Below are 255 nucleotides of genomic sequence, written 5' to 3'. Positions count from 1 at the left end.
CCAATGCTCTATGGTCGTCAAGAAATTCTGTAGCCAGAATGTCCTGTTGGACAGCCCAGCGAATTCGGATATGCGATTTGTGATGTTGCGAATTTTCGGGTCTTTCGTCTTCACCACCACAATCTGCACTGCAGATTGCTTGGGTGTTATATGGTCAAGCCTCACGGGCAATTAGTATTGGTTAGCTCAACGCCTCACAGCGCTTACACACCCAACCTATCAACGTCGTAGTCTTCGACGGCCCTTTAGGGGATT

Annotated in this window: 1 rRNA gene; it reads right to left on the bottom strand. The window is 48.6% G+C overall.

Annotation, left to right across the window (positions count from 1 at the left end):
- Nucleotides 1–150: 150 nt before the first annotated feature.
- Nucleotides 151–255, bottom strand: a 23S ribosomal RNA gene (locus tag J5M56_RS26015); the annotation flags it as partial.

This window comes from Pseudomonas sp. 51_B (assembly GCF_017491595.1).
In the GTDB taxonomy this organism is placed as follows: domain Bacteria; phylum Pseudomonadota; class Gammaproteobacteria; order Pseudomonadales; family Pseudomonadaceae; genus Aquipseudomonas; species Aquipseudomonas promysalinigenes.
Note: the sequence above shows the minus strand (reverse complement) of the source record. Positions and strands in the feature narration are given on the sequence as shown.